The organism is Phenylobacterium aquaticum (assembly GCF_022695515.1).
GTDB classification, from domain to species: domain Bacteria; phylum Pseudomonadota; class Alphaproteobacteria; order Caulobacterales; family Caulobacteraceae; genus Phenylobacterium; species Phenylobacterium aquaticum.
Genome location: NZ_JALDPT010000003.1, coordinates 26,448 through 39,319, shown reverse-complemented (window position 1 = coordinate 39,319; position 12,872 = coordinate 26,448). Strand labels below are relative to the sequence as shown.

Annotated in this window: 11 protein-coding genes; 2 read left to right on the top strand and 9 right to left on the bottom strand. The window is 70.6% G+C overall.

The features are described from left to right. The first annotated feature begins 5 nt into the window (after nt 1–5). Nucleotides 6–1,445 (top strand): DUF1800 domain-containing protein, encoded by a 1,440-nt coding sequence (locus MQH10_RS03340; RefSeq protein WP_242562650.1) that lies wholly within the window; start codon nt 6–8, stop codon nt 1,443–1,445. Next, on the top strand, nt 1,442–2,683 hold the full coding sequence (locus tag MQH10_RS03335) for a DUF1501 domain-containing protein (RefSeq protein WP_242562649.1): 1,242 nt from the start codon (nt 1,442–1,444) through the stop codon (nt 2,681–2,683). Before MQH10_RS03340 ends, MQH10_RS03335 begins: the two co-directional genes overlap by 4 nt. On the opposite strand, the gene MQH10_RS03330 is transcribed toward MQH10_RS03335, so the two are convergent. From MQH10_RS03330 to MQH10_RS03290, 9 genes are all read right to left on the bottom strand, one after another. Next, nucleotides 2,680–3,528: a sulfotransferase domain-containing protein gene (locus MQH10_RS03330; protein WP_242562648.1), complete on the bottom strand. Its 849-nt coding sequence runs from the start codon at nt 3,526–3,528 to the stop codon at nt 2,680–2,682. The two genes, MQH10_RS03335 and MQH10_RS03330, sit on opposite strands and share 4 nt — an antisense overlap. Nucleotides 3,529–3,694: 166 nt before the next feature. After that, complete coding sequence (locus tag MQH10_RS03325; RefSeq protein ID WP_242562647.1) at nt 3,695–5,551, bottom strand: O-linked N-acetylglucosamine transferase, SPINDLY family protein; 1,857 nt, start codon at nt 5,549–5,551, stop codon at nt 3,695–3,697. A gap of 16 nt (nt 5,552–5,567) precedes the next feature. Beyond that, nucleotides 5,568–6,566 (bottom strand): RluA family pseudouridine synthase, encoded by a 999-nt coding sequence (locus tag MQH10_RS03320; RefSeq protein WP_242562646.1) that lies wholly within the window; start codon nt 6,564–6,566, stop codon nt 5,568–5,570. Next, entirely contained in the window at nt 6,563–6,946 is a 384-nt protein-coding gene (gene crcB, locus MQH10_RS03315; protein WP_242562645.1) for a fluoride efflux transporter CrcB, read from the bottom strand. Before crcB ends, MQH10_RS03320 begins: the two co-directional genes overlap by 4 nt. Nucleotides 6,947–6,982: 36 nt before the next feature. Next, complete coding sequence (locus MQH10_RS03310; protein WP_242562644.1) at nt 6,983–7,477, bottom strand: CC0125/CC1285 family lipoprotein; 495 nt, start codon at nt 7,475–7,477, stop codon at nt 6,983–6,985. A gap of 79 nt (nt 7,478–7,556) precedes the next feature. Then, the gene (locus MQH10_RS03305; RefSeq protein ID WP_242562643.1) at nt 7,557–8,330 is read right to left on the bottom strand and encodes an RluA family pseudouridine synthase; all 774 of its coding nucleotides are present in this window, start codon (nt 8,328–8,330) and stop codon (nt 7,557–7,559) included. Beyond that, entirely contained in the window at nt 8,327–9,637 is a 1,311-nt protein-coding gene (locus MQH10_RS03300) for a replication-associated recombination protein A (protein WP_242562642.1), read from the bottom strand. Before MQH10_RS03300 ends, MQH10_RS03305 begins: the two co-directional genes overlap by 4 nt. Nucleotides 9,638–9,669: 32 nt before the next feature. Further along, nucleotides 9,670–11,367 carry a serine hydrolase domain-containing protein gene (locus tag MQH10_RS03295; protein WP_242562641.1) on the bottom strand — a complete coding sequence of 566 codons (1,698 nt, stop codon included), beginning with the start codon at nt 11,365–11,367 and terminating at the stop codon, nt 9,670–9,672. 75 nt (nt 11,368–11,442) lie between these two features. Further along, nucleotides 11,443–12,858, bottom strand: coding sequence for a Do family serine endopeptidase (locus MQH10_RS03290; RefSeq protein WP_242562640.1), 1,416 nt, complete (start codon nt 12,856–12,858; stop codon nt 11,443–11,445). Nucleotides 12,859–12,872 lie beyond the last annotated feature (14 nt).

The following is a 12,872-nucleotide window of genomic DNA, read 5'->3' as shown; positions in this document are numbered from 1 at the left end:
GCGTGATGACCGACCCGGACCTGGACGCCGCCATCGCCATCACCCGATTTGGCCTGGGCGCGCGCCCGGGTGAGATCGCCGCGGCCCGGGGCGATCCGCGCGGCTTCCTCAAGGCCCAGATCCGCCGCGAGGGCGCCGACCAACCCGAAGGCGACGGCGCCACCGCCCAGCAGCGGATCGTCGCCTTTCGCGACTATCAGATGGCCCGCCAGCAGGCCCGCAAGGCCGGCGAGGATCCCAAGACCGCCGACGCCAACGATCCCGTCAAGCTCGCCCAGAAGCTGATCCGCGAACAGACCGGCGGGGATTTCCTGGCCCGAGCCCGCCTGGGCGCCCAGACCGACGCCGGGTTCCGCGAACGCTGGACCCTGTTCTGGGCCAACCACTTCACGGTCAGCGCGACCAAGCTCCAGACGGCGACCCTGGTCGGCCCCTTCGAGCAGGAGGCGATCCGCCCCCACGTCTTCGGCCGGTTCGCCGACCTGCTGGGCGCGGCCGAGACCCATCCGGCCATGCTGCTCTATCTCGACCAGGCGACCTCGATCGGGCCGGACAGCCCGGCCGCGACCTATTTCAAGCGGGGGCCGCAACGTGGCGTGGGCTTCGGTCCTCCGCGGCCGCCCGCCGGCATGCCCAAGGGGCTCAATGAGAACCTGGCCCGCGAAATTCTCGAGCTGCACACCGTCGGGGTGAACGGCGGCTACGCCCAGGCCGACGTGACCGAGTTCGCCCGCGCCATGACCGGCCTGTCGATCGGCGGTCCTCGGGAAGACGCCGCCTATACCGGACTGCCGGTCTTCCGCGACCAGGCCCACGAGCCCGGGGCCCGCACGGTGCTGGGGGTCCGCTATCCGGCCGGCGGCAAGGAGCAGGCCGGCGCCATCCTGGCCGACCTGGCCGCCCGGCCCCAGACCGCCCGCTTCGTCTGCACGAAGATCGCCCGCCATTTCGTGGCCGACGATCCACCGCCCGCCCTGGTCGACCGGCTGCAGGCCCGTTGGATGGCGACGGGCGGCGACCTCGCCCAAGTGGCCGAAGCCCTTGTGACCTCGCCCGAGGCCTGGCAGGCCACCCAGGCCAAGTTCAAGACCCCCTACGAGTTCCTGGTCTCCGGCTATCGCGCCGCCGGCGCCGCCCCCACCGACATCGGCGTCCTCGCACCCATCCTGAACGCCCTGGGCCAGAAGCCCTTCAGCGCCCCCTCCCCCAAGGGCTGGCCGGAAGAGGCCGAGGCCTGGGCCGCGCCGGACGCCATCGTCAAGCGCATGACCTGGGCCCAGAGGTTCACCGCCAAGGCCACGGCGGGCCGCGATCCCAAGGCCCTGGCCGCCGATGCGCTCGGCGCCCGCCTGCGCCCCGCCACCGCCCTGGCGGTCGCCCGCGCCGAGAGCCGCCCCGAGGGCTTCGCCCTCCTCCTGATGTCTCCGGAGTTTCAACGCCGATGACCCTTACCCGTCGCACCGCGCTCGCCGCCGCCGCCGGCTTCGGCCTCACCCTCGACTTCATGGCCCGCCAGGCCTTCGCCGGCGTGGACGCCGGCCTGGCCCGCAAGAAGCTGGTCTTCGTCATCTGTCGCGGCGGCCTGGACGGCCTGTCCCTCTCGCCGCCGATCGGTGATCCCGACTATACGGGCCTGCGCCGGTCCCTGGCCCTGGAGGAGACCGCCCTTCGCCTGGACGGGACCTTCGCCCTGCACCCGTCCATGACCGCAACCCACGCCCTGGCCCAGGCGGGCCAGGCGCGCATCGCGCCGGCGATCGCCACCCCTGATCGCGCCCGCTCGCACTTCGAGGCCCAGGACGTGTTGGAGAGCGGGGCGGCGGCCGTCTATGGCGCGTCGTCCGGCTGGTTGAACCGCACCGTCGGCGTGCTCCAGGCCCGGCGCAAGGTCGACGCCCTGTCGATCGGCGCGACCACGCCGCTCGTCCTGCGCGGTCCGGCGGCGGCCTCTTCCTGGTCGCCTGGCGCGGTGGTCGACGCCGAGGCGCGGCTACCGACCCTGCTGCAGGATCTCTACAAGGACGATCCCCTGCTGGGTCCGGCCTTCGCGCGCGGGCTCGCCACCGAGACCATGGCCCAGACCGCCATGGCCGACGGTGACATGCCGGCCATGCAGGCCACCACGCCCCCGGCGCCCGCCCCGGGCGCGTCCGGGGTCTCTGGACTGGTGCGTCAGGGCCAGGACGCGGCGTTCAAGCTGGGGGAGACCACCGCCGGCTTCATGCGTGAGCCCAATGGCCCGCAGATCATCGCCGTCAGCCTGGACGGCTTTGACACCCATGCCGGCCAGGCGGGTCAGCTCGCCCCGCGCCTGGCCTATCTCGACGCCCTGCTGGACGGGCTGCACACCGGGCTGGGGCCGGACTGGAAGGACACCCTGGTCCTGGTCGCGACCGAATTCGGCCGCACGGCGCGGATCAATGGCACCGGCGGCACCGACCATGGCACCGCCTCGACGGCCCTGATCCTGGGCGGCGGCCTCAAGCCCGGCGGCATCGTCGGCGACTGGCCGACCCTGAAGACCTCGGCCCTGTTCGAGAACCGCGACCTGGCCCCCACCCTCGACATGCGCAGCCTGTTCAAGGGGGCGCTGGCCGAGCAGCTCGGGCTGGAGCGGGCGGCCCTCGACACGACCATCTTCCCCGACAGCACCCGGGCCGCCCCCGTCGCCGGCCTCGTCTAGGCGGCCTGGCTGCGGCGTGCCTGAAGGGGCGCGACCTGCAGTCCGCGGGCCTCCGGCAGGTAGTCATAGCCGAAGTCATGCCGCAGATGCCGGCCGAGGATGTCGCGCAGGATCGCGTGCTCCGCTTCGCCAAGCGCGGCGTCTCCCGCGCCGGTCGGCCGAAGGGCCTGCTGGTCGACATCCGGATCGCGGTGGCGCGCCATCCGCGCCTTCGAACCCGCGGCCGCCCCGAAGGCCAGGTCGGCCGAGGTCAGGGGCAAGCCGAAATGCCGGGCGATCTGGCGCAGGGCGCCGATGCGGTCGGCCTGGAAATCCTCATAGCGCAGCACCAGGGTCTGGTCGGGAAACCGGCTGGCGACATCGCCCCAGCGGTTTTTGAACCTCAGGTACCACCAGACATCGCAGACATAGGCCCGCCCCCTTGGATCGCCCGCCACATAGTCGGTGAAGCTGACCCCATAGGCGTGCCGCCACTTCTCATAGTTCGAGACCAGCACGTCACGGATGTCGCGCACCACGACGACATAGGGCGGCGGCGCGGCCAGCCCTCGCAGCCAGGCCCAGCTGAGGGCGTGGGGGGCGATCGAATGCGAGCTCGCCAGCCGGGGCGCATGCGGATGCAGGCGCGGATGCTTCGGGTGGCCGATCAGGTCATTGGACGAGGCGTTGTCGAAATAGCGCGGCGGCGGCGTCTCATAGCGCCGCGCCAGGGCGTGGCTCAGCATCCACTTGATCCAGTGGGTGCCGGAATGCTGGCCGGTGATCAGGAAACCCTGGAAGTCGCGATATTTGAGCAGGGCCAGGTTGAAGCTGTCGCGATTGAAGCTGTGCAACCGGAAGGCCAAATCGCGATTTCGATGAACATTGATCGGCGAATGGGGCGCCGCCCGCGCCTCACGCCAATGCCCTTGTGGTCCAACCATTTCTCAGCCCCCGCCGCGATCCCGCTCGGGCCGAAGCAGACATGCTGGAGATGTCTGACAGATTTCGGACTCATTTCACCGAACGCGCTCACCTAATGCGTTTGGCTGAAATAGGTTCCATGGCGAGCTCAAAGGCCCGCTCCAAATCGCGACAGACCGCCTGGGTGTCGAACACTCGGGCTGTCGCCAGGGCCGCAGCCAGTCGGGCCCTGATCCCGGCCAGGCGGTCCGGGTCACCCGCAAGCTGCAGGGCCAGGCGCTCATAGGCGTCGATGTCCTCGGCCACGAGTTCGCCGAGCCCCAGCTCGCGAAGCAGCCCCGCGGCGACCCGCGACGCAAACCCTTGGCCGGTGCAGGTGACGATCGGCAGGCCCATGCCCAGGGCGTCGCTGGCCGTCGTGTGGGCCGTATAAGGAAAGGTGTCGAGGAACAGGTCGGCCAGCTTCTGACGGGCCAGATGCTGATCCATGGGCGCCTGGCGGGCGAACACCAGCCGGTCGGCCGAGACCCCGCGCCGGACGGCCTCGGCGGTCAGGTTGCGAACCGTCAGGTCGGAATTGCCGAACAGCCAGAGCACACTGTCCGGAACCGCCTTCAGAAGCCGCATCCAGACGTCGAACATCTCCGGCAGGATCTTCTTGTTGTCATTGAACGAGGCGAACACGAAGGCCCGCTCCGGCAGGCCCGCCTCGGCGCGGGTCGGGGTCGGGGCGACCTCAGCCTGGCGGATCGAGTTGACCTGATAGGACCCCGGCAGGCGGATGACCTTTTCGGTGAAGTGAACCTCCGATCCCGGCGGGATCACATGGCGGTCGGCGATCACATAGTCATAGGCGTCCATGCCCATGGTTCCCGGATAGCCCAGATAGTTGATCTGGATCGGCGCCGGCCGGTACGTGAAGATCCCCGTGCGGCAGTGGGTCGTGAAGCCGTTCAGGTCGATGACGATATCGGTCTCCGCCGACCGGATCGCCTGCGCGACGGCCAGGTCATCCATGTCGGCGACATCCACAAATCGCTCAAGGTCTCCCTGAATTCTGCGGCGAACCTCGTCGTCGGCCCGTGGGCCCAGGGCGTAGCCCGTGACCTCGAACCGGGACCGGTCGTGATGACAGAACAGCTCGGAGACCAAATGGCCGACCGCGTGAATGCGAAAGTCTGACGACACATAGGCGACCCGTATCCGGTCATGCTCATAGACCTCACCCCGCCAGAGCGGCGCCGGGCGACCCGGATAGTGGCTGGCGGCGTAGCGGCGCGCGCAGCTGAGCTGGGCGGCGGGATCGTCGGTGTGGATGATGAAGGTGACGGGCTGGTCGGCGGCCTTGCCCTCGGCGACCAGCTGGCGGATTCGGGGCGCGTCGGCCGCATAGTCCGACCAGTCACAGAGCTTGAGCTGGAGGGCCAGCTTCGCGCCCAGGGCGGTGACGTTGCTGGGATCCAGGGCCAGGCCGCGACGATAGTCGGCGATCGCCGCCTCGAGCCGGCCGAGGGTCTCCAGAATGATGGCGCGATTGGCGATCGCCAGGCCGAAGGCGGGATCGCAGGCGATCGCCTGGTCGAAGAAGGCCAGGGCCTCCTCGTAGCGACGCATGTACTGATAGGTGACGCCCTTGTTGTTCAGGGCGTCCTTGCTGGCGGGATCTATGGCCAGCGCCCGATCCAGGGCGAGCAGGGCTTCGTCATGACGCCCCAGCAGGTTGAGGACGCGGGCGATATTGACCTGAACATTTGCGTCCGCAGGAACCAGGGCGCCGGCCATTTGGAACAGCCGCAGGGCCGAGACGGGGTCGCCGCGAAACCTCAGGATCTGCGCGAGGTTCTGGAGCGCGAACTCATGATCGGGCTTTGCGGCCAGCACGGCGCGATAGCCCTGCTCGGCCTCCGCGGTGCGGCCGGCCCTGTGATGGGCGACGGCCGCGTCAAAGCTCGCCTTCAGGTCCAAGGCCCGCGCGTCCCGGTCAGCGCCGCGCGCGGCCGAAGGGTTCCGGATCGGCCTCATACTCGGTGAAGCCGAAGCGGGCGAAGCCGGCCTTCATCTCCGGGCTGAGCGGCGCCTCGATCACCAGGGTCCCCCGCGTCGGGTGCGGCAGGGTCAGGCGGCGGGCGTGAAGCTGGAGCTTGAGATTGCCTGACAGCTCGCGCGAGGCGTCGGTGGCGTATTTCGGGTCGCCCAGGATCGGATGGCCCATGGCCAGCATGTGGGCGCGCAGCTGGTGGGTCCGCCCGGTGCGGGGCCGCAACGCCATCCAGGCCGCCTTGTGCGCCGCCCGCGAGATCATCACGAACTCGGTCTCGGCCGGTTCGGCGCCCGGCTCCTTGGGCTCGGCCGGCACGACCATCTCGCGGTCCCCGATCCCCTTCTTGATCAGGGGCAGCTCCAGCACCCCCTCCTGAGGCCGCGGATGGCCCTGGACCAGCGCCCAATAGGTCTTCTGGGCCTTGCGACGGGCGAAGGCGCCGGCGAGCTTCGCGGCGGCGGCCGGGGTCTTGCCCAGCACCAGCACGCCGGAGGTGTCGCGGTCGAGCCGGTGGACCAGGCGCGGGCGATTGACGCCTTCCCCCCAGGCCGAGAGCAGGCGGTCGATATGCTTGACCGTCTTGGTTCCGCCCTGGACGGCGAGGCCGGCGGGCTTGTTCAGCGCCAGCACCTCCTCGTCCTCATACAGCACCAGGGACTTGGCGTAGGCGGTCTCGCGCGCGTCGATGCCCTTGGCGCGGGCTTCCTCGCCCTTGGGCGGGGCGTCGGGCAGCGGCGGCACGCGGACCTGGGCGCCGGCCGACAGCCGGGTCTCCGGCTTCACCCGGCCGCCATCGACGCGGATCTGGCCCGATCGGGTCAGCTTCTGGATCTGGATGTTGGACAGGTGCGGCCAGCGGCGGCGGAACCAGCGGTCCAGGCGGACGCCCTCGTCGCCCGCCTCGCTGGCGTCGACGACCAGATTGCGGACTTCCTTCATGCGAACACCCGGCGCGCGACCATGAGACCGAGGAACAGGGCGGAGATCGCCAGCACGACGGAGCCCGCGGCATAGCCCGCGGCTGCGCCATAGGCCCTGCGCTCGATCATCAGCGCCGTCTCCAGCGAGTAGGAGGAAAAGGTGGTGAAACCGCCCAGCACGCCCACGGCCAGCAGGACCCGCAGGCGTTCCTGGTCCGGCCCGCCCCGATGGGCGAGGAACCCGACCAGCAGGCCCATCATCAGGCCGCCGAGAATATTGGCCATGAATGTGCCATAGGGCCAGCCCGGACCGAACCAGCGCATCGCCTGGATCCCCAGGCTGTAGCGGGCCACCGAGCCGGCGGCGCCGCCCGCGGCCACAAGCAGATATTTTTCCATGCGCCCTTATGCGACGGCGCCCGCCGCAGAGAAGCCCTAGACGCGCGGCGCGATGCTCTGGCGCACATCGCGGGCGTCATAGACGTCGCCGCCCTCGGGCCTCGGCCCCTTGCCCATGACGATCTCGAGCGTCTGGGCGAGCGACGGCCCGCCGCCGAGGTCGAAGCTGGTGCCGAGCCCCAGCCCCACCCCGCCGTGGCGGCCGAAGGAACCGCCGCCCGTGCCGATCGACAGGCGCGTGCCGGAGTCCGGCGCGGACCTGGACATGTAGCGCTCGGTGACGCGGAACCAGTCATAGCCCTGGGCCAGGGTCAGGTCGGAGGCGCGCAGCAGGGCGTAGTCGGCGACCTGGGCCAAGGGCGCGCCCGGCCCGCCCCGGAAGGTCACCCGGAAGCGATTGGTCTCCAGCCGGTACTCCGAGAACCCCACGCCCTCGGGCCTTGCGGCGGGGGCGTAGAAGGTCGGCGTGCTGGCGCAGGCGACGAGCCCGAGGCTCAGAGCCAGGGCGACCAGGGGGGCGAGTTTGGGCATCACGTCATCCGGCGGCGGGAAAGAGGAACAGGATCCGCATCTTGCCGACAAAAACGGCTGTGCTGAGGCGATGTTCCGCTCAGACCTTCAGGCCCAGGGCCGCGATCAGCTCGGCCATGTCCGCCGGCGGTGGCGCGGTGATCCGCTTGAAGCCCCCGCTGGGGTGCGGGAACTCCAGCGCCCCGGCGTGGAGCATCAGCCGCGGCACGGCATGGCCGCTGACGGCGAGCGCCCCGCCATAGCGCGCATCCCCGGCGATCGGCCGGCCGATGGAGGCCAGGTGGACCCGCAGCTGGTGCATGCGGCCGGTCTCCGGCGACAGCTCCATCAGCGCCGCGCCGGGCGCGGTCGCCAGGGTGCGGTAGCGGCTGACCGCGGTCTCGGCGTCGGGGTGATCGGGCGGACAGGTGCGCATATAGGCCTCGCGCCCCACCTCGTCGCGGCGCAGGGCCTGGTCGATGACACCCTCCGCTGGGTCCGGCGCGCCGGGGGTGACGATGGCCTGGTAGGTCTTGGAAAACTTCCGCGCCATCATGGCCTTGCCGAGGAATCCTGCGGCGGGCTTGGTGCGGGCGGTGAGGATCACGCCGGACGTGTCACGGTCCAGGCGATGGATCAGGCGGGGCCTGGCCTTGCCCGGCTTGGCGAAGGCCCAGAGCAATTCGTCGAGCGTATGGACCTGTCCCCGGCCGCCCTGGCTGGACAGGCCCGACGGCTTGTTGAGCGCCACAATGTGCGGGTCCTGGTAGATCACCAGGCTGCGGACGAAGGCGATCTCTTCGGCGCTCAGGGCGACGGGTTTGAGACCGGGATCGGGCTTGACGGCGGGACGGCGGTGCAGCGGCGACTTCACCCCTGGCCCCCCCGGCGGGCGCGGATCTCGGCCCAGCGGTCGAGGCGGTCCTTGATGCGCGCCTCCACCCCCTCGCCCTTGGGATCGTAGAACTTGCGGCGCGCCATGCCGTCCGGGAAATAGTTCTGGCCGGAGAAGCCGCCCTCAGCGTCGTGGTCGTAGGCGTAGCCCTTGCCGTAGCCCAGGTCCTTCATCAGCTTGGTGGGGGCATTCAGGATGTGGGACGGCGGCGCCAGCGATCCGGTCTCCTTGGCCGCGCGCATGGCGGCCTTGTAGGCCATGTAGACCGCGTTGGATTTCGGCGCGGCGGCCAGATGCACCACCAGCTGGGCCAGCGCAATCTCCCCCTCGGGCGAGCCCAGGAAGTCGTAGGTGTCCTTGGCGGCGTTGGCGATGACCAGGGCCATGGGGTCGGCCTCGCCGATGTCCTCGGCCGCGGCCCGGATCAGGCGCCGTGCGATGAACAGCGGGTCCTCGCCGCCGTCCAACATGCGGCATAGCCAATAGAGCGCCGCGTCGGGATCGGAGCCACGGATCGACTTATGCAGGGCGGAGATGAGGTTGTAGTGCTCCTCCCGGTCCTTGTCATAGGCCGGGCTGCGCTTCTGCAGGATCTGGCCGAGCTCCTTGGTGGTGAGCGGCTTGGCCGTGCCGATGTTGAACAGGGTCTCCGATAGGGTCAGCAGATAGCGGCCGTCGCCGTCGGCGAGCGCGACCAGGGCCTGGCGGGCCTCGGGCTCCAGCGGCAAGGCCTTGCCCTCATGGATCTCGGCCTTGTCGAGCAGGGTCCCCAGGGCCTCGTCATCCAGGCGCTTGAGCACGAAGACCTGGCAGCGGGACAGGAGCGCCCCGTTCAGCTCGAAGGACGGGTTCTCGGTGGTCGCGCCGACCAGGGTGACGATCCCCTCCTCCACGAAGGGCAGGAAGCCGTCCTGCTGGGCGCGGTTGAAGCGGTGGATCTCATCGACGAACAGCAGGGTCGCCTGGCCGGCGGAGCGCCGCATGCGGGCCTGTTCGAAGGCCTTCTTCAGGTCGGCGACGCCGGAGAACACCGCCGACAGCTGCTGGAACTCATAGCCCGCCGCCTTGGCCAGCAGGCGGGCGATGGTGGTCTTGCCGGTGCCGGGCGGCCCCCACAGGATCATGGAGGCGAGCCTCTTGGCCTCGGCCATGCGGCCGATCGGGCCCTCGGGGCCCAGGAGGTGGTCCTGCCCCACGACCTCGTCCAGCTTCTGCGGGCGCAGGCGATCGGCGAGCGGGGACGGCGCGTGGGGGGTCATCCCCGCGGCTTCGAAGAGGTCGGCCATCGGCGACGTGTAGCAAATCACGCCCGCCGGCGTTAGGGCCGCCGCAAATAGTCGACGCCGGAGATCACGATCCGCTGCGGGCGCCCCCCGGCCGGGGCCTCGAACCACAGGCGCTCGGGCGACCAATCCTCGTCGCCGATGCGATAGGCCCCGCCGGGGAGCGGCGTCAGGCGCGCCGTTCCGTCCAGGTAGAGCGCCTCGCCCTGGGCCAGGACATGGAACGCCCCGCGCCAGGGATCGTCATTGCCGTAGTGGCCGGTCAGGGCCCGGACCGCGGCGGAGGTCGGCGGGGTGAAGGTCTGGCCCTCCCGGACATATTCGACCTCGCCCCACCAGGCGCGGGTCACCGTCTTGGCGCTGCGACGAAACACCAGGGCGAAAGGCGTGGCGGCAGGATCAACGGCGATGAAGGCGTCCTCGTCGACGATCTCCATCTCTACGGCCTTGCCGGCGAGGGTGGCGGTCAGGCCACGCGGCGACGCCGTGACGACGAGGACCTCCCCCTTGGCCCCCACATAGCGGTTGAGGACATCGCCGGCCTCCGACGCCTTGGGCGGCACGGCGACGGGTTTGGGGGCCGGCCGCCCGTCCACGACCGCGCGCAGCCGCGCGCAGGCATAGGCGGTGAGCTCGCGCGGACGATAGGAGATCAGGCCGACATTGGTGCTGGCGAAGGCGCCGACACCGGCGATCGGGTCGACATGGATCGCGGAATTGAACGACAGCATGCCGCCGGTGTGGTGCAGCAGCGCACGATCCTCGACCGGCACGACCGCCAGGCCATTGGCGTATTTCGCCCCTTTCACCGCCCAGCCCGGCGCATCAATGGTCGGCTGGCAGAAATGCAGCGCCGCGGCGTCGGACAGCAGCGGCGCGCCGCGGCCGGAGCCCGCGGAGATCAGGTAGCGGGCGTAGCGGGCCATGTCGGCGGCCGTCGAGGCCACGCAGCCCGAACCCTCGGTCATGTCGGTCCACGGCCCCGGCCCCAGGGGCCCGGCGCGCGGGAAGGCGCGGTCGCCGTAGAAGGGCGCGTAGCTCGCCGCATAGAGGGCGCGCTCGCCGGTCAGGATGGCGGGCCTCGTCGCCGCCATGCTCAGCGGCGTCAGGATCTCGGCCTGGAGATAGTCGGCGAAAGGCCGGCCGCTCACGCGTTCGACCAGTTCGGACAAGAGCGCGAAGCCGAGATTGGAATAGGACCAGTGGGTCCCGGGCGCGAAGCCACGCCACAGCCGCCCGTCGCCGCCGCGCGGGAAGATCGGCGCATCGTCCGGCAAACCCGAGCCATGGTTGAGCAGGCTCTGGACCGTCAGGGGCCCGTCGCTGGGCAGGGGCAGGTCCGGCAGCAGCTTGCGAACGTCGGCGTCGAGGCTGAGCTGGCCGGCGTCGACCAGCTTGAAGACGCAGAGCGCGGTGAAGGACTTCGAGATCGAGCCGATCTGGAAGAGCTGGTCCGGGCGGATCGGCCCGCGGCCGTCCAGGTCGCCATGGCCGAAGCGCAGGAACGCCGTCAGCCCGTCCGGGCCGACGATCGAAACGGTCAGGCCCGGCAGGCCATAGGCCGCCATATGCTGGGCGCCATAGGCGCGGATGTCCTCGAACGCGGCGGCGTAGCGCCCGGCCGGATCGCCCGCAACCTCGAGGACCCCAGGCGTCTGGGCCTCTGCGGGCGCCGCCATGGCCGCACCGGCCACCAGGCCCAGCCCCACGACCGCGCGTCGATTGATCCGCATGCCCCACTCCCCGTCCCGCACCGAGCGGGCAGTTGGAACGGGGTCGGGGCGCGAGGCAAGGCCGAGTTTGCGGCCCTAGGTGCGGAAGTTGGCGGAGATCTCCTGGCCCTCGCGCACGATTGTCACCTGCCACTGGCCGCCGCCGGCGCTCAGCACGCCGGTGAGCTCGCCCACAGTGCCGATGTCGCGGCCATTGACCCGCTTGATCACGTCGCCCGGCCGCAGGCCCGCGTTCATGGCGAAGCCGCGGCTGATATTGATCACCATGACGCCCCGGGAGGCGAAGGGATCAATGCCGAGTTCGTCGGCCACGGCCGGCGAGACATTGACCACGGTCGCGCCGTCGAAGGGATTGCGGCCGGAGAGCACCTTCTCGTCGCGGGGCGGCGTGGCGGGCGCGGCCTCGGCCTTCAGGACCAAGGCCTGCTCGGTGGCGCCGCGGTGAACCCCTATCTTCAGGGTCTGGCCCGGACGGCTGGAGCCGACCGCGTAGCTGACGGCTGCGGCGTCGGCGACCGACTTGCCGTCCACCGAGACGATGACGTCGCCCTGGCGCAGGCCGGCGCGGGCGGCCGGACCGTTGGGCCACAGATCGGCGACCAGGGCGCCCTGGGGCGTGGCGAGGCCCATGCTGCGGGCGATGTCGGGGGTGACGGTCTGGGTGCGGGCGCCCAGCCAGGGGCGGACCAGGGCGTGGCCGCCGCCGGCCGCAGTCTCCACGATGCGCCGAACCATGGCGGCGGGGATCGCGAAGCCCACCCCGGCCGAGGAGCCCGAGCGCGACAGGATGAAGCTGTTCACCCCGATCAGGTCGCCGTCCATGTCGACCAGGGCCCCGCCGGAATTGCCGGGATTGATGGCCGCGTCGGTCTGGATATAGGCGTTGGCGGCGTCGCCATTGGGGTCGGTCGCGCGGTTGAGCGCCGAGATGATGCCGTTGGTCACCGTCTGGCCGACGCCGAAGGGGTCGCCGATGGCCAGCACCAGGTCGCCGACCTGGGCCTGGCCGGTGTCATCGATGGCGAGCGTCGGCAGGCGCTCGGACCCGACGTCGATCTTCAGCACCGCCAGGTCGACGCGGGGATCGGCGAGCAGCACCTTGGCCGGGAACTCCCGGCGGTCGGCGAGCCCCACCGTGATGTCCTCGCTGCCCTCGATGACGTGGTTGTTGGTGATGATGATGCCGTCGGCGCGGACCAGCACGCCCGAGCCCAGCGAGCCCTCGACCCGCTCGCGCGGGGCGCCCATGCCGAAGAACTGCCAGAAGGGATCGGCCTGCTGACGGACCACCCGCTTGGCGGAGATGTTGACGACCGCGGGCGCCGCCTTCTTCACGACCGGGGCGAAGGAGATCTTCATCGTGGCCACGTCGCCGGGCGCGGCCCGGGTCGGCTGGGCCAGAGGCGGGATCTGGGCGTTGGACCGGGCCGTGGGATCCGAGCAGGCGGCGAGCAGGACGAGAGCCGGGATCAGGAGGCGGTAAGCGCGCATGAAGTCTCCGAGAA

What these genes read in the sequence shown, in the direction of transcription:
- MQH10_RS03320 (WP_242562646.1), bottom strand. Translation starts at nt 6,566, where the DNA reads ATGAAGGAAGTCCGCAATCTGGTCGTCGACGCCAGCGAGGCGGGCGAC.
- MQH10_RS03295 (WP_242562641.1), bottom strand. Translation starts at nt 11,367, where the DNA reads ATGCGGATCAATCGACGCGCGGTCGTGGGGCTGGGCCTGGTGGCCGGT.
- MQH10_RS03340 (WP_242562650.1), top strand. Translation starts at nt 6, where the DNA reads ATGACCGACCCGGACCTGGACGCCGCCATCGCCATCACCCGATTTGGC.
- crcB (WP_242562645.1), bottom strand. Translation starts at nt 6,946, where the DNA reads ATGGAAAAATATCTGCTTGTGGCCGCGGGCGGCGCCGCCGGCTCGGTG.
- MQH10_RS03310 (WP_242562644.1), bottom strand. Translation starts at nt 7,477, where the DNA reads ATGCCCAAACTCGCCCCCCTGGTCGCCCTGGCTCTGAGCCTCGGGCTC.
- MQH10_RS03335 (WP_242562649.1), top strand. Translation starts at nt 1,442, where the DNA reads ATGACCCTTACCCGTCGCACCGCGCTCGCCGCCGCCGCCGGCTTCGGC.
- MQH10_RS03300 (WP_242562642.1), bottom strand. Translation starts at nt 9,637, where the DNA reads ATGGCCGACCTCTTCGAAGCCGCGGGGATGACCCCCCACGCGCCGTCC.
- MQH10_RS03290 (WP_242562640.1), bottom strand. Translation starts at nt 12,858, where the DNA reads ATGCGCGCTTACCGCCTCCTGATCCCGGCTCTCGTCCTGCTCGCCGCC.